1 protein-coding gene is annotated in these 1,003 nt (G+C 43.8%); it reads left to right on the top strand.

Annotated elements, in window-relative coordinates; translation table 11 throughout:
* Positions 1 to 754: flagellin (locus R8N46_RS25695; protein WP_318189840.1), on the top strand; the 754-nt coding region annotated here is incomplete at its 5' end.
* Between the last annotated feature and the right edge of the window lie 249 nt (positions 755 to 1,003).

The following is a 1,003-nucleotide window of genomic DNA, read 5'->3' as shown; positions in this document are numbered from 1 at the left end:
GGAAACCACATCTTTTGGTGGACGCAAACTGTTGAATGGCACATTCGGCAAATCGTCTTTTCAAATCGGTGCTGCTTCTGGTGAAGCTGTACAGATTGAGTTGAAATCGATGCGCACTGACGGGCTGGACATGGGGGGCTTTAGTTATGTCGCTCAAGGGCGTGCTGATTCTGATTGGCAGGTAAAAGAGAACGCCAATGATCTGACGATGTCTTTCACCAACCGTTCTGGCGAGACGGAAAAAATCCAAATCAATGCCAAAGCCGGTGATGATATTGAAGAACTCGCGACCTACATTAATGGCCAAACCGACAAAGTGACGGCTTCTGTTAATGAAAAAGGTCAGTTACAGATCTTTATGGCAGGAGAAGAAACCGCCGGAACGATTTCATTCTCAGGAGATCTTGCGAGTGAGCTTGGGATGTCGTTGAAAGGTTATGATGCGGTCAATAACCTGAACATCACAACCGTTGGTGGGGCGCAGCAAGCTGTCGCTGTACTAGACACGGCGATGAAATTTGTCGATAGCCAACGTGCCGAGTTAGGTGCATATCAAAATCGCTTCAATCATGCGATCAATAATCTAGATAACATCCACGAAAACTTAGCAGCATCGAACAGTCGTATTCAAGATACTGATTACGCCAAAGAAACCACGCAAATGGTGAAGCAGCAGATCTTGCAACAAGTCAGTACCACTATTTTAGCCCAAGCTAAACAGGCGCCAAATCTCGCTCTTACCTTGCTTGGTTAGGTGATTTGGATTCTTAATTTCAACGCAAAATCAGGTTGTATCGACAGCTCGAAAAGAAGCTTTAGCGAAAAATGAAAGTTTTTTTGCTTTTTTATCTGCTTCATCACGATTCCCTTTCCAAACGAACTTTTTTCAAAAAAATCCAAAAAATTCCCTAAAGAAATCAGGTTGAGCGCCGTTAATAAAAGTAACTTTGAGAGAACTACTTGGTTTTCCGAGACGTCGGAAACCGCTACACCGGAAAATCAA

The organism is Vibrio sp. 1874 (genome assembly GCF_033344395.1).
Taxonomy (GTDB): Bacteria; Pseudomonadota; Gammaproteobacteria; order Enterobacterales; family Vibrionaceae; genus Vibrio; species Vibrio alginolyticus.
The sequence above is the reverse complement of the archived record's forward strand: the minus strand, read 5'-3'. Positions and strand labels throughout refer to the sequence as shown.